General features: G+C 61.8%; 18 protein-coding genes and 1 pseudogene. 10 read left to right on the top strand and 9 right to left on the bottom strand.

What is annotated here, in order from left to right; genetic code table 11:
* Positions 1–7: 7 nt before the first annotated feature.
* Positions 8–811 carry an ABC transporter permease gene (locus tag EOA23_RS09130; RefSeq protein ID WP_042647495.1) on the bottom strand — a complete coding sequence of 268 codons (804 nt, stop codon included), beginning with the start codon at positions 809–811 and terminating at the stop codon, positions 8–10.
* A 90-nt stretch (positions 812–901) separates the two neighbouring features.
* Positions 902–1,885, bottom strand: a complete 984-nt coding sequence (locus EOA23_RS09125; RefSeq protein ID WP_127303686.1) for an ABC transporter substrate-binding protein — start codon at positions 1,883–1,885, stop codon at positions 902–904.
* A gap of 301 nt (positions 1,886–2,186) precedes the next feature.
* Here EOA23_RS09125 and EOA23_RS36390 point away from each other — a divergent pair.
* Positions 2,187–2,345, top strand: a pseudogene (locus EOA23_RS36390) (HoxN/HupN/NixA family nickel/cobalt transporter); the annotation flags it as partial.
* A gap of 293 nt (positions 2,346–2,638) precedes the next feature.
* Here the strand turns inward: EOA23_RS36390 and EOA23_RS09110 are convergent.
* A complete protein-coding gene (locus EOA23_RS09110; RefSeq protein WP_126059889.1) occupies positions 2,639–3,559 on the bottom strand; it encodes an AraC family transcriptional regulator in 921 nt (306 codons plus the stop codon).
* Between the two features lie 148 nt (positions 3,560–3,707).
* Here EOA23_RS09110 and EOA23_RS09105 point away from each other — a divergent pair, with 148 nt between their 5' ends.
* Positions 3,708–4,058, top strand: a complete 351-nt coding sequence (locus tag EOA23_RS09105) for a nuclear transport factor 2 family protein (RefSeq protein WP_189341556.1) — start codon at positions 3,708–3,710, stop codon at positions 4,056–4,058.
* A gap of 276 nt (positions 4,059–4,334) precedes the next feature.
* Here the strand turns inward: EOA23_RS09105 and EOA23_RS09100 are convergent, their stop codons facing one another.
* A complete protein-coding gene (locus EOA23_RS09100) occupies positions 4,335–4,853 on the bottom strand; it encodes a TIGR00645 family protein (RefSeq protein ID WP_127303685.1) in 519 nt (172 codons plus the stop codon).
* Positions 4,854–5,260: 407 nt separating this feature from the next.
* The gene (locus EOA23_RS36385; RefSeq protein WP_245474090.1) at positions 5,261–6,436 is read right to left on the bottom strand and encodes an OmpA family protein; all 1,176 of its coding nucleotides are present in this window, start codon (positions 6,434–6,436) and stop codon (positions 5,261–5,263) included.
* On the opposite strand from EOA23_RS36385, the gene EOA23_RS36380 reads away from it, so the two are divergent.
* From EOA23_RS36380 to EOA23_RS09085, 3 genes are all read left to right on the top strand, one after another.
* Positions 6,386–7,669, top strand: coding sequence for a hypothetical protein (locus EOA23_RS36380; RefSeq protein WP_245474088.1), 1,284 nt, complete (start codon positions 6,386–6,388; stop codon positions 7,667–7,669). The two genes, EOA23_RS36385 and EOA23_RS36380, sit on opposite strands and share 51 nt — an antisense overlap.
* 182 nt (positions 7,670–7,851) lie before the next feature.
* On the top strand, positions 7,852–8,298 hold the full coding sequence (locus EOA23_RS09090) for a YcgN family cysteine cluster protein (protein ID WP_127303683.1): 447 nt from the start codon (positions 7,852–7,854) through the stop codon (positions 8,296–8,298).
* A gap of 244 nt (positions 8,299–8,542) precedes the next feature.
* Entirely contained in the window at positions 8,543–8,911 is a 369-nt protein-coding gene (locus EOA23_RS09085) for a hypothetical protein (RefSeq protein ID WP_127303682.1), read from the top strand.
* Positions 8,912–9,043: 132 nt separating this feature from the next.
* Here EOA23_RS09085 and EOA23_RS09080 read toward each other — a convergent pair whose 3' ends face one another.
* Positions 9,044–9,754, bottom strand: a complete 711-nt coding sequence (locus EOA23_RS09080; protein WP_127303681.1) for an SIMPL domain-containing protein — start codon at positions 9,752–9,754, stop codon at positions 9,044–9,046.
* A 313-nt stretch (positions 9,755–10,067) separates the two neighbouring features.
* Here EOA23_RS09080 and EOA23_RS09075 point away from each other — a divergent pair, with 313 nt between their 5' ends.
* The 5 genes from EOA23_RS09075 to EOA23_RS09055 all read left to right on the top strand — a co-directional run bounded on the left by EOA23_RS09075 (position 10,068) and on the right by EOA23_RS09055 (position 15,879).
* Positions 10,068–10,994 (top strand): transcriptional regulator, encoded by a 927-nt coding sequence (locus EOA23_RS09075; RefSeq protein ID WP_127303680.1) that lies wholly within the window; start codon positions 10,068–10,070, stop codon positions 10,992–10,994.
* A gap of 207 nt (positions 10,995–11,201) precedes the next feature.
* Positions 11,202–12,707: an alpha-N-arabinofuranosidase gene (locus EOA23_RS09070; protein ID WP_127303679.1), complete on the top strand. Its 1,506-nt coding sequence runs from the start codon at positions 11,202–11,204 to the stop codon at positions 12,705–12,707.
* A 114-nt stretch (positions 12,708–12,821) separates the two neighbouring features.
* Complete coding sequence (locus EOA23_RS09065; RefSeq protein ID WP_127303678.1) at positions 12,822–14,096, top strand: extracellular solute-binding protein; 1,275 nt, start codon at positions 12,822–12,824, stop codon at positions 14,094–14,096.
* A gap of 59 nt (positions 14,097–14,155) precedes the next feature.
* Positions 14,156–15,040: a sugar ABC transporter permease gene (locus EOA23_RS09060; protein WP_127303677.1), complete on the top strand. Its 885-nt coding sequence runs from the start codon at positions 14,156–14,158 to the stop codon at positions 15,038–15,040.
* The gene (locus tag EOA23_RS09055) at positions 15,037–15,879 is read left to right on the top strand and encodes a carbohydrate ABC transporter permease (protein WP_127303676.1); all 843 of its coding nucleotides are present in this window, start codon (positions 15,037–15,039) and stop codon (positions 15,877–15,879) included. Before EOA23_RS09060 ends, EOA23_RS09055 begins: the two co-directional genes overlap by 4 nt.
* 39 nt (positions 15,880–15,918) lie before the next feature.
* On the opposite strand, the gene EOA23_RS09050 is transcribed toward EOA23_RS09055, so the two are convergent.
* The 3 genes from EOA23_RS09050 to EOA23_RS09040 all read right to left on the bottom strand — a co-directional run.
* The gene (locus tag EOA23_RS09050) at positions 15,919–17,004 is read right to left on the bottom strand and encodes an ABC transporter ATP-binding protein (RefSeq protein ID WP_127303675.1); all 1,086 of its coding nucleotides are present in this window, start codon (positions 17,002–17,004) and stop codon (positions 15,919–15,921) included.
* Between the two features lie 181 nt (positions 17,005–17,185).
* Positions 17,186–18,052: an NAD(P)-dependent oxidoreductase gene (locus EOA23_RS09045; RefSeq protein ID WP_127303674.1), complete on the bottom strand. Its 867-nt coding sequence runs from the start codon at positions 18,050–18,052 to the stop codon at positions 17,186–17,188.
* Positions 18,053–18,147: 95 nt separating this feature from the next.
* The coding region (locus tag EOA23_RS09040; protein ID WP_189341555.1) for a LuxR C-terminal-related transcriptional regulator at positions 18,148–18,612 on the bottom strand (465 nt) is incomplete at its 5' end.

Raw genomic sequence — 18,612 nt, 5'->3', positions numbered from 1 at the left:
TTCATAATCAGGCTGCCCATGGCGCGACCCTTGCCCGGAGAATGCGGAATGCCGTGTCGGTGATGAGGCCCAGAAGCCCGATCGCCGCGATCGCCATGAAGATCACATCGACCTGGAAGCCGCGCATCGCCTTGAGACTGATATAGCCGAGGCCGCTCGACGCCGCGACGAGTTCCGCCACGACCAGATAGGTCCAGGCCCAGCCCATGGTGACGCGAAGCGTGTCGAGGATCGCCGGAAGCGCCGCCGGAAAGATGACGTGCCACACCGCTTCGCTACGCTTGGTGCCCAAAGTGTAGGAGGCGTTGACCAGGTCCCGGGAGACGCTGCGCGCGCAGTCGGAGATCATCACGAGCTGCTGGAAGAAGGTGCCGAAGAAAATAACCGCTATGCGCTGCTCGATGCCGATGCCGATCCAAAGGATGAACAGCGGCACGAAGGATGTCACCGGCAGGTAGCGGATGAAATTGACCAGCGGCTCCAGCGGCGCCTGCACCGCCCGGTAGGTACCCATCCACAACCCCAGCGGCACCGCGATCACCGAGGACACGATGAAGCCAAGGATCACCACCTTGGCGCTGGTGAAAGTGTGATAGAAAAGACTGCCGTCGAGCGACATGCGATAGGCCGTCTGGAGCACGGTTCCAGGCGTCGGCAGGAACATGTTCGGCACGACGCGGCCGTAGGACAGAAGAGCCCAGCCGCCGATCACGGCTATCCACATTGCCAATGCGAGCGTGGTTGCGGTGCTGGCGGGAATGTTGGCGAATGGGGTCGTCAGGCGTGTCCACGCCGTCCGCCTCTGTGCCATGAGATGGCCTCCGTAGATTTAAGCGCGAAACTCTGGCTTTCGAGAAAACAGGGTCAGGCCCTCGGGGCCGACCCTGTCAGTTTCGAAGGCTCACTGTTCCTTGATGAAATCGGTGTCGAGAATGGTCTTCGCGTCGATCGTCATCTTGAGCTTGCCGGCCTTGCCCCAGATATCCTGGGCGAAGTTCACCAGGTCGGACGCTTCGCTCTTTTCCGGAGTGCCGAAGAATTCCAGGTTGCGGGCGCGGTCGTAGTAGCGCACGCCCTGGGCGCCTGCCGCGAAATCCTCGGGCTTCTCAAGATAGCCGCCAATTCCCTTGGCCATGATCTCATAGGCCTTTTCCGGATTGGTCTTGATGTAGTCGACCGCCTTGTAATAGCCCTTGATGAGAGCCTTCACATCGTCGGGATGCTTCTCGATCAGGTCGCATTTGAGCGCGATCACGTCGACGATCAGGCCGGGCGTCGTCGCGGAGTCGATCAGCACCTTGCCCTTGCCGCCCTTGCGCACTTCGGTCAGGTGCGGCTCCCAAGTCACGGCAGCGGGAACCTGGCCGGCGATGAAGGCCGTCGCGGCGTCATCGGCGGTCATGTTGGTGATGCTGACATCGTCCTCGGTCATGCCTTCCTTCTTCAGGAGCACGTTGAACCAGAATTCGGAAACGGAGCCCTCGTTCAGGGCGACGGGCTGGCCTTTCAGATCCTTGAGCGACTTGACGTCGGCCTGCGTGACGACGCCGTCGCCGCCGTGGCTGTCGTCGAGCGCCACGACATATTTGAAGCAGAGGTCGTCCGAGCGGTACTTCATCAGCTCGTCGACTGTGGATGCCGCGCCGTCGAGATCGCCGCCGGCGACCGCCGCCATGTAGAGCGCCGATTCTTCGATCACTTTCAGGTCGACGTCGACGCCGGCTTCCTTGAAGTAGCCTAGGTCGCGGGCAAGAAACAGCGGCCCGTAGCCGACCCAGGTGGTCATGCCGAGGCGAATGGCGCCGGCGTCAGCGGGAGCGGCGAGCCCCAAGCCCAGCAGGCCTGCGCTGACCGCGGTCATCAGGCAATTGCGGAATGTCTTCATTGTCGTGGTTCCCCATGGCTGTTGCTGGCATCGGCCTCATTCGAGTGGCGTATGCCAGGCTGTCGTTTCGGCAGCCGCTCTCTTGTTATGCGTCGCCCTCCCAGGCGGACCTTGTTCTAGGTCCCGCAAGAGAGCATCCGGGCCGGGTCGCCTAAAGAAGTCTTTTTCTGTCCTTTGCTTCGCCGAAACCGAAGCAGCGGCCCTTTCCTCGTCGACGAACTCGAATCGACGGCGCCGGGCGATGGTGGCTCCGGCGGATGTGCCAATGGCCGCGGGCCGGTGCCGCCCTGGAAGACGGAAAACGGCGACCGAGATCGGTCTGCTCGGCATTTCCGCCGCGCAAAAGGCGGCCGGCATGGCGCTCATGCACACCACGGACAGCGTGACCCGCGCCTATGGCTGGGCATTCGCTAACCCGATGCGCAAGCCTTGGTGCGACATGACGATCGCCGCCGCTTCGCGCCGGCCTGCCAGCCGATCTCGCTGCACTTCTGGCCGATGCCGACGCGGCGGCCTCGCGCGGGGCGCTGTTCGACGACGGTGGCGCGCTGGGGCGGCCGATCGGTCGTCCGACCACCTCGATGCAGAGCCTCGTCGCGGCCTCCTTGCACGGCTGAGCCAGGGCGCTCGGCCGATGTCGTGTCGCTGACGTGCAGGCCCACGCGTCAGCTCCTGCGGTCCGCACGACAGGCTTGAGGATCGTTCATCGCACGATGCGTGGCTTCGGCTACATCCTACCGCGTATCGACTAGATCAAAGCTGCCCTGGAGGGAGGCAGCTGAAGTATTTCGGTGGACACCCCACAACGCGTGCGAACGCCGTGCTGAATGCGCTCGACGATTGAAAGCCGATCGCCAAGGCGATCTCCCCAACGCTCCGCGTTCCGCGGCGCAGCTCATCCTTGGCCACGGCCATCCTCCACTGCAGCAGGTATTCGATAGGACCTGTTCCCACGACCTTGCGGAATCTGGTAGCAAATGATGACCGGGAAACACCGCAAAGCCGAGCTAGATCCGCAACGGTCCAGTTGTGGGCAACGTCTTTGTGCATTGCAGAGAGCGCGCGCGAGGTGACCGGATCGGCAAGGCCGGCGAGCAGACCTGCATGCTCTTCATCCACTTGCGGCACTTTTGTCCGCAATATCTCCACAAGGATCAATTCAACCAAGCGTGCGATGATAAATTCGCTGCCGGGTCCAGGATATCTGGATTCTGTCTCGTTCATCGACAACAGCGAGCGCACACGGACCGAGGATGTGTCATCGGCCAGTATATGAACGAAGGATGGCATCAGACCGGCCAAAAGATTCTCATTGGCCGTATCGAAGCTGAACCGGCCCGCATGCAAGGTAACGGGGGAGTCCGTGCCCTCACCGAGCCGCAGACGAGGATTCTTCGTCGCAGCGACCGCCGCTTCACTGTCCACCGGCTCTATCGACGGGTCCGATGTGAGAGTGAATGGCGCGGAAGTCCGGATCAGGACGAAATCCTCGCGTTGCAATAGCACGGGTGAATGAGCGGACCGGACCAGTTGACACTCGCCTTGCTCGACCCAGCAAAACAGAAGATCGTCTCTCTTTCGAAACGACAGAGCCCATCGGCCTGAGGCTTCGAGACCTCCCCATAATGTTGCGCGCGGCCGAAGCAAGCCTATGAGATCGAGGAATGGATCCATTCGGATTGGACGATACGTAAACAGTTTTGGGCTTTCGATTATCGACCGTACGGCCCCGCAGACATATATTCCTTGGGCACTTTGAACGTCAATTGCGCGTTTCACTTCCATGCTTGGGGCAAACACGAAAACATCCGAGGATTTGATTATGGCTATCGATAGTCTTGAACGACGGTGGGACGCCTATCTCGCCGCCTACGGCCCAATCGCCGCAGCCGAACGCGAGCACCTTCTCAAGCAGAGCGTTTCCGACGACGTCGTGTTCACGAACCCGGGTGGAGAAGGCAAAACCCGCAACGGCCTCATCGCGCATATCGAGGACTTCCAGAAGAAGATGCCGGGAACGTATTTCAAGACCGACAAAGTATTTGTTCACCACGGCGAATTGCTGGCCATATGGTCTATGTACAAGAGCGACGATACTAAGGTCGCAACCGGCTACAATTTTGTCCGCCCTGATAAAGATTACCGTTTCAGCTATATGGCCGGCTTTTTTTGAAACCATCTTCCGCACGGCCAAACGCGCGCGCTCAAGGATCCGTGACGCGCGCTTGGCCTCAGTGGCTATTGATGTCGGTTTCATTTCTTCTCAAAACCGTCCACCCCACCTCCTCGACGAAGGTGAGCAGCAGCGCGCTAGCCGAACCGGCTGCTCCTGTTGGATCCAGTGACCGGCGCCGTCGATCAGCTCGCAGGCGACTTCTTCGTTCCCGACGAGGTGTTTGCGAACTCGCAGACGAAGGTCAGAAGAATCTACTGAAGGGCGCGGGAGGCCTTAGTCCGCCGCGGCCTTCTTGCCTTTGGCCAGCGCCATCACCCGGTCGATATAAGCCAGCATCAGCGCTGAAAGCACGAAGGCCAGGTGCATGATGGTCAGCCACATCAGTTGCTCCGCCGTGTAGGAAGCGTGGTTGAGGAAGATCTGCAGCAGATGGATCGACGAGATCGCGACGATGGTCGAGGCGACCTTGACCTTCAGCGAGCCGACATCGATCGTGCCCAGCCAATGGACCTCGCCGTCCTGATCGTCGAAGCGGCTGACGAAATTCTCGTAGCCCGAGATGATCACCATCACCACCAGTGAGGCGACAAGCGCGGCGTCGATCAGGCCGAGCATCTTCAGGATCGTGTCCGTGTCGCCGAGCGTGAAGACGCTCGTCACGAACTCGTAGAGCTTCTTGCCGAACGAGAGCGCGTAGATCGCGAGCGCGACGCCGAGCCCGAGATAGAAGGCGACCAGCAGCCAGCGCGAGGCCAGGATGACGGATTCGATGGCGAGTTCGAGACGCTTCATGAAGGGTTCCGGTCAGATTGCGATAGAGGGTATTTCGGCCAGACAGGGCCGGTTTTCAAGACAAAAACCCCGCCGGAGAGGGGGACCGGCGGGGCTCAGTCGAGTCCCGCTGGAGTCGGGACAGGGCAGGGAACGCCCTGTCCGGAATCTGGGTGTCGCAATGCGGCAATTCAATGAGTTAGCTCCCGTCGACAGGACAAATCTTCTTGAGCCAGGAAAGGAAAAGGCCCGTCCGACGCGGACGGGCCTTCATCTCAAGCTCTGAATCCAAAAATCCGATCAGGACCTTGAAATCAAAGGCTAACCCGCGTCGCGCTGAACGAATTCAGCGCGGCGCGGTCTATGTCTTTGTCTAATGCATGTTGTTGCCCCAAAACCGCTGCACACTTTTGGGCGACATGCATCGATTACTGCTCGCTGTTGCTCGCCACCGGCGCCACCAGCGAAGTGATGCGGCGGATGGCGACACGGCGGTTCTCGCGGTTCGGCCCAGGCGTGTTGACCTTGAGATATTCCTCGCCATAGCCCTGCGTGGTGAGGTTCTCGGCCGGGATGCCGAAGGCATTGGTGAGCGCCTCGGCAACGGCTTCGGCACGGCGGTCCGACAGCGCCAGGTTTGCCTCCGGCGTGCCTACGGCGTCAGTATGGCCTTCGATCAGGAAAGTCTCGGCCGGGTTCTTCTTGAGCAGTTTTTCCATGGCGCTGGCGACGCCATCGAGCTTCTGCACCTCGGTGTCGGAGATCGTGGCCGAGCCGAAATCGAAGTTCAGCGTGTCGAGATCGATACGCCGGGCGATGTCACGCACGCGGGCCGACCGTTTCACCTCGTCGATGGAGTAGAGGCGCTGCACCCTTTCCACCGGCGGCTGCTCGAGGAAGGTATAATACTCGTCGGGATCCTCGACTTCCTCCGAATCCAGGATGTAGTCCCGTCGCGGGATCGTGAGCCGCATCGGCGGCAGCTCGTCGCCGGGATCGCGCCACTCGTCGACATCGTTGTAGTAGCGCTCGTCGACATAGGTCAGCACATATTCGCGGCCATCCGGCGTAATGCGCGATCGCCGGATGACGTCGCCATTACGATTGCGGATGGTGATGATCCTGACGCCGTTGTCGCGCTCCACGATTTCGCGGGTGCGGCCGCCCGAGAGATCCTCGTAGTAGACGTCCCTGGCGCCGCGGGTGATGCGAGGCGCCTCGTTGCTTTCCACGAACGTCTGGTTGTTGAACTGCAGGATGACGCGGTCGCCGAACTGCTTGACGACATCCGCGCCCTGCGGCCGGCGACGCTCGCGCACGACCTGTTCTGGCGTAAGCTCGATGCGCTTGCCTTTCTCCTGGTCCACCGGGACGATCCTCTCGGGCTTGATCGCCTGCTGCGCCGACTTGTCGTCGGTGGGCGGCGGACCCTGATCGACCGGAGCCGGCTGCTGCGCCTGCTCGCCGCCTTGCTGTCCGGCCTGGTTGGCGTTCTGGCCATTGCCGGCCTGGCCATTTCCAGTTTGAGCGCCACCGGTCTGGGCACCACCGGTTTGGGCACCGCCGTTCTGGCCGTTGTCGTTGCGGCCTCGGTGCTTGCGCACGGCATCTTTCTGGCTGTCGAGGACGGGCGCCTCATTCGGATTGGCGGTTTCGCCTTGCGCGGCGTTGCCGCCATTGGTGGGCTGGTTGTTGTTGGCGGGCTGATTGTTGTTGGCCGGCTGTTCACCTGTAGCAGGCTGTTGGCCTGTCGCCGGCTGCTCTCCAGTCGTGGGCTGTTCGGTCAACGGCTTCTTGCCGAACTGCTTCCTACCTTGGGTTTGCTCACCCGTGGTTGGCTGCTGAGTGCCTGTTGCCGGCTGCTCGCCCGTCGCCGGTTGCTGCCCGGTAGCAGGCTGCTCGGCCGTTGGCTTCTTGCCGCGTTTCTTCTTGTCCTGGGTATCTCCGCCCTGGGCAGGCTGCTCGCCGGTCTGCAACGGTTCGGCCTGCGGCACGGGTTCATTGGTCTGCGTCTGCTCCGCCGGGGCAGTCTCGCCCTGCTGGTTCTGCTTGTGCCTCTTCTTGAACTGGTTGCCGCCTTGCTGATTGTCGTTGGCGGGGGCGGTCTGGTCGGTCGGCGCGACCTGCTCGCCGGCCTGGCCGGCGGGCTCGCTCTGCTGCTGATCGTGCTTGCGCTTTTTGCGGCCCTGGTTGCCTTGCTGCTGGTCACCGGCAGCCGGCGCCACCTGTTCCGCAGGCTGCTGGTCAGCCGGCGCTGCCTCGATCTGCTGCTGCTGATCGCGTTTCTTCTTGCGCGGCTGCAGTTCCTCGGTCGCGAGCGCGCCACCCTGGTCGGCCGGCGCGGCCTCGATCTGCTGTTGCTGGTCGCGCTTCTTGCGGGGCTTGAATTGCTGCTCGTCGGTCGCGGCCTGGCCGCCCTGATCGGCGGGCGCTGCCTCAATCTGCTGCTGGTCGCGTTTCTTGCGCGGCTTGAACTGCTGCTCGGCCGGGGCTTCCCCGGACTGGGCATTGTCCATCTGCTGCTGCTCATGCCGCTTCTTGCGCGGCTGTTGCTCGGTCTCGGCAGGTGCTGCCTGCTCGGCTGCCGGGGCCGATTCGCTTTGCTGCTGCTCGCGCTTCCTCTTCTTTGGCTGTTCGGCTCCGCCCTGCGCGCATTCCTCGGCCGACTGGCCTTCCGCGCAAGCGGCCTGAACCAATATCAACGGTGCGCCGTGCAGGCCGCCGGAAGCGACACCCCCCTGCAGCGGGTACGCGCCCAACGGCGCGGATGCCATAAGCAGGCCGATTGCCGTGCCCGCCAGAATCCGTGGTTGGCGATTCATATCATTTTCTCCTAATGGGGTCCCATCCCTGCCCAAACTTTCATCAGCCGCAATTGGTTCCGTTACAGGGCATTGACGCCAGCCAAGGATGTTCGGCCGGCCTTTTGAGGGCAATTTCGTGTCTTTCTAATGTTGATACTGGGTCACTGTGACAGCAGCGCTTGACCGGGAGGCCGCGGAGGGCCAAATCCACCCCCATGACCGCACCATTCTGGAAAACCAAGACGCTTGAGGCGATGACCCCGGCCGAGTGGGAATCGCTTTGCGACGGCTGCGGCAAATGCTGCCTGTCGAAGCTCGAGGACGAGGATACGGGCGAGATCTTCTGGACAAGCGTTGGCTGCCGGCTGTTCAACGCCGAAAGCTGCCGTTGCTCCGACTATGCGAACCGGCTGGCAAGGGTGCCCGACTGCGTCGGGCTGACGCCGCAGAATGTGCGCACCATCACTTGGCTGCCCAAGACCTGCGCCTACCGGCTGATCGCCGAGGGCCATGATCTTTATTGGTGGCACAGGCTTGTTTCGGGAAGTGCTGCGACCGTGCATGAAGCCGGCATTTCGATCCAGGGTCGGGTGAAGGCCAAGGAGACCGATCTGGCCGAGCCGGACGACTATTTTGATTACATACTCGACGACGAACCTTGACCGGTTCGCATCGTGACGACCGAACCCTGAGCGCGAGCTTTTTGACGAAGAACGACGAACCCTGCGGGTTCGCGCTTAGAACCTTTTGGGGGGTGGCGTTTTTGAATACGAGCGACGAACCCAGGCGGATTCGCGCTTACATGAACCGGACATGAATGGGCGGTTCGCGGAAAGTTCAGACACAAAAAGGCATTCTCCAACCATCGGTTCTAGGGGCGAAAGCCCGTAACAAGGAGAGAAGACGATGTTCAACACGATCAAGACGGCTGCCCTTTCGGCGCTTGTCGGGCTCGGCACGCTTGCCGCGATTCCGGCGCATGCGGACAGCCTCTATCTCGGTTTCGGCAACAACCAGGATCCGCGCTTCGGCGTCTATACGGGCGACGATGACGGCTACTACCGCCGCGACTACCGCCGCGACTGGCGCCGTGACCGCGACTGGCGCGGCTGCTCGCCGGACCGCGCCCTCGACAAGGCCGAGCGCATGGGCCTGCACCGCGCCCGCATCGTCGACATCAGCCGCCGCACCGTGAAGGTGGTCGGCCGCCAATATGGCGACCGCGTCGTGGTGGTGTTCGCCAACGAGCGCGGCTGCCCGATCATCTATCGCTGAGGTTGAGAGGGCGATCTGCGAGGATCGCCTATCAGCCCCTCACGAAGAGGCATGGCTCGAAAAACCCCGGAGGAAACGATCCTCCGGGGTTTTTTGCGTGGTGGTGGCGCGCCTGCGGCGCGCGGCCCGGCGTTACATCAGCTCGAAGGTGACAGTGACCTGGACGTTGTAGGAATTCTCGCCAGCCTGCACCGGGACGGCCGAACGGGCCGCGTCGAATGATTTGGCCGCTATCGGCATCGGCGCCGGCGCAATATTCTGGTCGGTGATCTCGAGCACCTTGCCCAGGCTGACGCCGGCCGCTGCGGCGAGCGTCTTGGCCTTCGCCATCGCATCGGCGACAGCCTTCTTGCGCGCCTCGGTGATCGTCGCCTTCGGATCGCCATTGGTGAAGGCGATGCCGCCGCCCTGGTTGACGCCGAGCGATACCGCCTTGTCGAGGATCTCGCCAGTCTTGTCGACGTCGCGCACGCGCACCGACAGCGTGTTGGTCACCTGATAGGCGACGAGCTCGGCCTCCTGGCTGCCGTCGGCCTTGTTGGTATAGTTGTAGCGTGGGTTGATCTGGATGCCCGCCGTCTGCAGGTCGCGCTCGGCAATGCCGGAGGATTTCATCGCCGCAATGACCGCCGCCATGGCGTCGTTGTTGGCGTCGAGCGCTTCGCGCGCGCTCTTCGCCTCGCGCATGACGCTCAGCGAAAGGATCGCCATGTCGGGCGCCACCGTCGCTTCGCCCTCGCCGGACACGATGATGCGGGGTGGGGGCTGCGTGTCGGCGGCGCTCGCCAGCGCCGGGAATGCGACCGCGGCAGCGAGCGCGATAGGCAAAAGATGTCTGGTCATGAAAACTCCTCGAGGTCTGCGATCCGACGCTCCGCGCCGCATCTGCCTCGACCCCGCAAAGGCGTCGATACCCGGCAGCGCGGCGCAAGGGCCGGACCTGTTTCGCGCCATAAGGCGCAGGCCGCTCTACGGCTCGAATATGGGCTGATTTTGGCATTTTGCGCCAGCGCTTTCGAAAGCCCTGTGCGACGAGCAAAAACATCAAGTCGCTACGAAAGATATGCCAGCCAGGGGGTTCAATTCGTAACCCCACCGTCTTTATTTGTATCTGACCTGCTGATACATAACCCCCGTGTGACGAGTGCGGGGCGATATGTCGAATGAAATCATGGTTGTCGATCCGCTTGAGCGGCTTGACTTGTTGAAGAGCCTCGCGAGCGAAGTCCGGGTCCGAATTCTCGATCTGCTGCACCGCAAGGGGCCGAAAAACGTCAATCAGGTGGCCGAAGAACTGGGTCTTCCGCAATCGACGATTTCCGCCAACATCCAGGTTCTTGTCGATGTCGGTTTGATCGAGACGAAATCACAGAAGGCGCGCAAGGGAAGCCAGAAGGTTTGCTATTCGACCTTCTCCGAGTTGGTCGTCGTCTTCAAGGACCGCACCCCGGCCCAGGATCTCGGCGTTATAGAAGTCGCGATGCCGCTTGGACTCTATACGAGATGCGAAGTTTCCGCTCCCTGCGGCCTGTGTTCAAAAGACGGCGTCATCGGACTTCTCGATGTGCCAGACACCTTCCTCGATCCCGATCGTATGCGGGCCGGACTATTGTGGTTCACGCGCGGCTTCGTAGAATACCAGTTTACCAACAATGCGACGCTTGCCAATGCCAAAGTTGGCGGGCTGGAACTGGCGATGGAGCTTTCGTCGGAGGTCCCGGGCACATCGAAGGATTGGCCATCCGACATCACGGTCGCGATCAATGGGCACGAGATCGACACCTGGACGGCGCCAGCCGACTATGGCGACAAGCGCGGCAAGCATACGCCCGGCTGGTGGAAGCTGGCCGGATCGCAATATGGTGACCTCGCACACTGGCGCGTCACGAACAACGGCACCTATCGCAACAACAACAAGGTTTCCAAATGCTCGCTGGCCGATCTGGAGCTCGAGCGGCACCGCTCGATCCGGATACGAATCGGCGTGAAGGAAGACGCGCGTCACCCCGGCGGCGTAAACATCTTCGGCAGCGGCTTCGGCAATTACAGCAAAGACATCGTACTGCGCCTGCTGAAGGCTTGAGGGCATCTTAAAGCGCGTCGCCCTGAACCAGGTTCAGGCGACGCGCTTTAAGTCTTTGTTTTGATGCATGTCGTTTTCCCAGTACCGCGCACACTTCTGGGCGACATGCATTAGGCCCTTGACGGGCGGACGAACTCCGCCCTTAACTGATCCAATACCCGGATATAGACCGGAAAGTCAGATTGACAATCCGCGATGGGAGGGATCATGAAGGCCAGAGTCACGGCGAACGCGGCCTATGCCGTCGCGGATATCGACAAGCGTCTTTACGGCTCGTTTCTCGAGCATCTTGGCCGAGCGGTCTATACCGGCATCTACGAGCCCGGACATCCACAAGCGGACGCACAGGGGATGCGCAAGGACGTGATCGAGCTGGTGCGTGCGCTCGACACTCCGATCTGCCGCTACCCGGGTGGCAACTTCGTGTCCGCCTACAATTGGGAAGACGGCATAGGCCCAAAGGAGAACCGCCCGCGGCGGCTCGATCTTGCCTGGCGCACCACGGAACCGAACCTGGTTGGAATCCACGAATTCGCCGACTGGGCCGAAAAGGCCGGCACCGAGATGATGCTTGCGGTCAATCTCGGTTCCCGCGGCCTCGACGAGGCGCGGGCCTTCGTCGAATACGTCAACCACCCGGGCGGCAGCTACTGGTCCGACCTCAGGGCCAAGAACGGACGCAAGCAACCCTGGAACTGCCGCCTCTGGTGTCTCGGCAATGAAATGGATGGTCCCTGGCAGGTCGGCCACAAGTCAGCGAGCGAATACGGCCATCTCGCCAACGAGACCGCCAAGGCGCTGCGCGGCCTCGACCCGACGGTGGAACTGGTCGTCTGCGGCTCGTCGCATTCCAATATGCCGACCTATCCGCAGTGGGAAGCAACCGTGCTAGAAGCGACCTACGAGCAGGTCGACTACATCTCTCTCCATATGTATTTCGAGAACTACGAGAAGAATACGGCCGAATATCTCGCCCTTCCGGCCAAGCTCGACCGCTACATTGGCACGGTCGCCGGCATCATCGACTACGTGAAGGCCAAGACCCGCTCGAAGCGGGACGTGAAGATCTCCTTCGACGAATGGAATGTCTGGTACCACCAGCGCAAGCAGGACGCCGAGCGCATGCGCGGCTGGGACTGGCCGGAAGCGCCCAGGCTTCTGGAAGACATCTACAATTTCGAGGATGTGCTGCAGGTCGGCTGCATCATCAACACCTTCATCCGGCGGTCGGATGTCGTTCGCATCGCCTGCATTGCGCAGCTGGTCAACGTTATCGCGCCCATCATGACCGATCCCGGCGGCAGCGCCTGGCGGCAGACGATCTACTGGCCTTTCATGCTGGCCTCCAGGCATGGCCGCGGCACCGCGCTGCAGCTCGCGGTCGAGGTGCCTGCCTATGACGCGGCCGCGGCCGACAAGGTGCCGTGGCTCGACATTGCGGGCGTGCACGACTCGAGCGCCGGCACGCTGACCTTCTTCGCAATCAACCGGCATGGGTCCGAGACGATAGAGGCCGAAATCGCCCTCGAGCGGTTCGCCGCCAAATCCATCGAGCACACGATCATCCGTCACGACGATCTCGAGGCCTGCAACACAAAGGACGCGCCGGACAACGTATCGCCGGTCAAAGGCAACGGGGCAGCGCTCAGCAGCAAGGGAATGACGCTGAACCTGCCGCCGCATTCCTACTCGATGGTGCGTGTGACGCTCTGAGTTAATATCCGTCTATCAGATATATACCGTAAAATCCGTTGCGGGCGGTTTGGTTTGGTGTAGCATTGAAATGTTCAAGGCGGATCTAACCGCCGTGCTCGGGAGGAAGCTGAGATGAACTTTCGTAAGATGATGGCCGTTGCGGTGGTTGCGGCCGGGGGAGTCTGGTCCGTCGCGGCCCAGGCCGAGGAAACCGTCGCATGGTGGGATTTCCTCGGCGGTGGTGACGGAGTGCGCATGAAGCAGATGATCTCCGACTTCAACGCCGCCCACGCCGGCAAGATCAAGATCGACGCCACGACGCTGGAGTGGGGAACGCCCTTCTACACGAAGGTGCAGACCTCGGCCGCGGTCGGTGAGGCGCCGGACGTCATGACCTATCATGCCAGCCGCATCCCCTTGGCGGTGAGCCAGGACATTCTTGAAGAAATCACCGCCGACGATATGAGCAAGATGGGCCTCTCGGCCTCGGACTTCGCCCAGACGACGATGGATGCGGTGACGGTCGATGGCAAGCAATACGCAGTGCCGCTCGATACCCATCCAATCGTGCTCTACTACAATCGCGACCTCCTGAAGAAGGCAGGCGTGCTCGGCAGCGACGGCCGTCCCGTCGGCATGCGCAACAAGGAGGAATTCACCGCGACACTTAAGAAGTTGAAGGACGCCGGCGTCGAGTTCCCGTTGGGCAGCGTCACCGCCGACGGCAACTTCATGTACCGCACCATTTACTCGCTGGTGTGCCAGCAAGGCGGCGAGCTTCTGACGGGCAACGAATTCCTCGCCGGCGACAATCCCGAAAAGCTGGAGAAGGCGCTGGCGGTTCTGCAAGGGTGGACGAAGGCAGGGCTGCAGTCGACCTACACCGACTATCCAGCAACCGTCGCCCTGTTCACCTCGGGCAAGGCCGCAATGATGATCAACGGCGTCTGGGAAGTTCCCACGATGACCGACCTTGCCAAGCAAGGCAAGCTGTTCGACTGGGGCGCCGTCGAGATCCCGGTGATCTTCGACAAGCCATGCACCTATGCGGACAGCCACTCATTCGCGATCCCGAAGAACAAGGGCAAGGAGATCAGCCCGCAAAAGCGTGCCGCCGTGCTCGAGGTGATCTCATGGATGGACAAGCACTCGCTGTTCTGGGCCACTGCAGGCCACATCCCTGCCTACAAGCCTGTCACCGAGTCAGCCGAATACAAGGCAATGCAGCCCAACGCGACCTACTCGACGCTGACGGCCAACATGATCTTCGATCCGAAGTCGCCCAAGGCTGGTGTCGCCGGGCCGATCTTCGACATCATGTCCAACTATTTCGTGCCGACCCTCAACGGAGAGATGGACCCAGGCGAGGCGGTGAAATCCATCAAGGAAGAGCTGAACAGCATGTAGAGCTCAAAGGCTGGGACCGTCCTGTCCAGAGCGGTCCCAGTCATATTTGAGGAAGAGCCATGCTTCGCAACTTCCGCACTGAACGTCTTGTCGCGCTGGTGCTGGTCGCTCCCTTCATGGCGATCTACCTGCTGACGTTCGTCTATCCGACGGTCCAGATGTTCCGCATCTCCTTCACCGATGCGCCGCTAATCGGCGCGGGTCGGTGGGTTGGTCTCGACAACTATCTGCGGCTCGACAACGACCCGATGTTCCGGCGCGCGCTCTGGAACACCGCCTATTTCGTGCTGATGACGGTCGTCCCCGGGACGCTCATCGCGCTGTTGATCGCGCTTGGCGTGTCGCGGCTCAAGGGCCGCTTCCAGTCGATCGTGCTGGCGCTGTTCTTCCTGCCCTACATCCTGCCGGTGTCCGTCGTCTATCTGATCTGGGACTGGACGCTGAATTTCCAGTTCGGGATCGCGATGCATGTGCTGGACTGGTTCGGCATCCCGCGCGTGCCGGTCTTCAAGTCGCGCGTCTGGTTCTTGCCGGCGGTGGCCGGTGTGACGATCTGGTGGACCGCGGGCTTCTCGATCCTGCTCTTCCTCGCCGGACTGCGGTCCATACCAGCGGAGATCTACGAAGCCGCGGCGCTCGACAACTCGACGCGATGGACCACCTTCCGGCGTATCACCTGGCCGCTGCTGTGGCCGATCACCTCGCTGGTGTTCACCATCCAGCTCATCCTGCAGCTCAAGATATTCGACCAGGTCTACCTGTTCTCGATCGGCGGACGGCCGAACGACAATATGGTGCTCGTCTACTACGTCTTCCAGAAGGCTTTCCAGCAGAACCAGGGAGGCAGGGCGGCGGCTGTCGCCGTCACCCTCTTCGTCCTTGTGGTCGTCGTCTCGGTCCTGCAATTCCAACTGCTGCGGTTCGCCGAAAGGCGGCGCCGATGAACGTCATGGCTGTGCAACGCTGGAACTTTTGGGGCGGGGTAATCACGGCACTGACGCTCGTCTGGGCCATCCTGTGGGCGTTCCCGCTCTATTGGGGTGTGATCTCATCGCTCAAACCGGACGACGAGGTCGTGCGGCCTTACATCGAACTCTGGCCCGAGACGCCGACGCTGGAGAACTACATCAGCGCCCTGACCACCACACAGATCCGTGCCTGGTACGTCAATTCGGTGGCGGTCGCGGTCGGCGTCACGATCATCACCATCTTCATCTCGATGCTGTGCGGCTACGCGATCTCGCAGTTGCGCTTCCCGGGGCGGATCGCGCTATGGTGGCTGATCCTCGCCTCCTTCATGGTGCCGATTTCAGCGCTTATCATCAATCATTTCGTGCTGGTCGCCAACCTCGGCCTGATCAACAGCTGGGCCGGAATCATGCTGCCGCAGCTTGTCCACCCTGTCATTATCATCGTGTACAAACAGTTCTTCGATCAGGTCCCGAAGGACTTCCGCGAGGCCGCGGTCATGGACAATGCGTCTGAATTCGGGATCCTCTTCAAGATCTACATGCCGATGAACTGGGGGGTAACGACGGCGCTGTCGATCGTCTGCTTCATCTGGACGTGGAATGCGTTTTTGTGGCCGTTCCTCTCCGTGACCCGCACCGAGATGATGACGATCACCGTCGGCATCACGCAGGTCAACGATGCCTTCGGCGTCTACTACGCGCGCCAGCTGTCGGCGGCTGTATTGGCCGGCCTTCCAGTGGCGCTAGCCTACCTCTTCTTCCAGCGTCGAGTAACCGAAGCGATAACGCTCTCGGCAGGTATCAAGGGCTAAAACAAGGTCGCGCAAACCGGAAATCCAGATCCGACGGGCTCAGGGCTCGCCAGCGTGCGCGTGCCAGGTCGATCCGTCCGCGGCGAAGAGATGCAGGGCCGTGGTGTCGAACTTCAGCCGGACGGCGTCGCCCGGTTTGACGCTCGAAAGCCCGCGATCCTGCGCCGTCACCTGCGTCCCGTCCGCGAGCCGCGCATAGACGAGCGTTCGCTCGCCAAGGCGCTCGACAACGGTGACCGTGGCGGATGCGTCCCCGCCCTCCGCGACCACAGTCAGCGATTCCGGCCGCACTCCGAGTTCGCGCCAATCCACGTTGACGGGCCGGCCCGGAAGTTCGACAAGCGATCCATCCGTCAAGCGCGCATTGAGCCTGTCGCCTGGGCCCGACACCGTAACAGGCAGGATGTTCATGGCCGGAGACCCGACGAAGGCCGCGACGAATCGCGACGCCGGACGCGTATAGACCTCGACGGGTTTTCCCATCTGCTCTATCCGGCAATTGTTGAGGATCACGATGCGGTCGGCGAGCGTCATCGCTTCCACCTGGTCGTGGGTGACGTAGATCATCGTCGACTTCAAACGCTGATGCAATTCGGCGAGCTCGACGCGAGTACGGGCTCGAAGTGCTGCGTCCAGATTCGAGAGTGGCTCGTCGAACAGGAATGCCTTGGGCTCCTTGACGATCGCCCGCCCAATGGCAACGCGCTGGCGCTGCCCGCCGGAGAGTTGCGACGGCCGCCGGTGGAGCAACGCTTCGATCTCCAGGATACGCGCAGCCTCGGCGATCCGCTGGCGGATGACATCCGGCGCGACCCGAATGTTCCTTAGCCCGAAGGCCATGTTCTCCGCGACTGTCATATGCGGGTAAAGCGCATAGTTCTGGAAGACCATCGCAACGTTGCGCCTGCCCGGCGCAAGGTTTTCCGAGCGCACCCCGTCGATCGTCAGCGTGCCCTCGTCAATGCTTTCAAGGCCGGCGATCATCCGGAGCAGCGTCGTCTTGCCAGAACCGGACGGACCGAGAAACACGACCAGCTCTCCCGGCTCAATGTCCAGGCTCACGTCGCGGATCACATCGACTGCGCCAAAGTGCTTCGACACGCCCGACAACGCGATTCCCGTCATGCATGCGATCCTTCTTTCCTGCATAATTTCGGATAAATACCCGATGTCAAGGAATGTGGAGCTACGGCACAATAAGCGCCTCATCGCTGGTCGCCGGAACAGCTGCCAGCTGTCCTGCCACCGGGTCATGGCGTTGGCGAAAGGCAAGAAGGCCGCGGCCGACTAAGGCCGCCTGCGCCCTTCAGTAGATTCTTCTGACTTTAGTCTGCGAGTTCGCAAACACCTCATCGGGAACGAAGAAGTCGCCCGCGAGTTGATCGGCGGCGCCGGGCGCGTATACCGAAAAATCCGTCACGCCTTCGGCGCGCAGCACCTCTTCGTCGATGTAGAAATTGCCGGTCGCCTCACGCGACGGGCGCAGGAAGATCGCATGTGCGGCGTCGGCCATGATGTCGGGCGAGCGGCTCATCGCCGCCACCGTCGCCCCGCCCAGAAGGTTGCGCACCGCGGCCGTGTCGATGGTCGAGATCGGCCAAAGTGAATTCACCGCGATGCCGTCCTTGGCGAATTCCGCGCTCATGCCAAGCGTGCACATCGACATGCCGAACTTCGCCATCGTGTAGGCGACATGGTTCTTGAACCACTTGGCCTTCATGTCGAGCGGCGGCGCCAGATTCAGGATGTGAGGGTTCTTGGCCAACTTCAGGTGCGGAATGCACATTTTGGAGACCAGGAACGTGCCGCGCGTGTTGATCTGATGCATCAAATCGTAGCGCTTCATGTCGGTCTCCAGCGTGCCGGTGAGCTGGATGGCGCTGGCATTGTTGACGCAGATGTCGATGCCGCCGAACCGCTCCACGGTTTTCGCCACCGCCTCGGCGACCTGCGCTTCGTCGCGGATGTCGCAAAGCACCGGCAGCGCCTTGCCGCCCGCCTGCTCGATTTCTTGCGCCGCGGTGTAGATGGTGCCCGGTAGCTTCGGATGCGGCTCGGCGGTCTTGGCAGCGATCGTCACATTGGCGCCGTCGCGCGCTGCCCTGAGCGCGATCGCCAGCCCGATGCCGCGCGATCCGCCCGAGATGAACAGCGTCTTTCCGTTGAGCGACATCCTTCGCCTCCCTCTGCAATAAGGGAGGCAACTTGCGCGGCAGACAGCCGTGGCGCAAGGGGCAAGACGGATTACGCAGCGTCGTGCCGGAAGGCCTATACCAGCACCAGCCCCTGCCGCATGGCAGTCGCGATCGCGTCCGTCCGGTTTGCGGCGCCAAGCTTGATCAGGATGGCGGCGACATGGAACTTCGCCGTGTGGACCGAAATGTTGAGCCGCCGGGCGATCACCTTGTTCGGGGCGCCTTCGGCGAGCAGCGCCAGCACCTCCGCCTCGCGCGGCGACAGGGCCGGACGCGCCGGATTGTCATCCGTGACGTCCTCTTCGGCGAGCCCGTCATGGAAATCGCCATGCGCAACCTCCGATGGCCCTGCCCTGTCGATGCGATAGCCGGAAGCTGCGAGCCGCGCCGCGGCGACGATCAACAGGCCATCGGCCAACGACGGCAGCACGGCGACCACATTGCCGGGAAGCCGCTCGTGTCCGCTGCGGCGGGACAGCAGCACAACAGGCATCGTCGAGCCGACAGCCCGGCTTTCCAAGGCCGCATCGTCTGTCAC

Origin of the sequence: Mesorhizobium sp. M2A.F.Ca.ET.042.01.1.1, assembly GCF_003997405.1 — a bacterium.
GTDB lineage: Bacteria > Pseudomonadota > Alphaproteobacteria > Rhizobiales > Rhizobiaceae > Mesorhizobium.
Note: the sequence above shows the minus strand (reverse complement) of the source record. Positions and strands in the feature narration are given on the sequence as shown.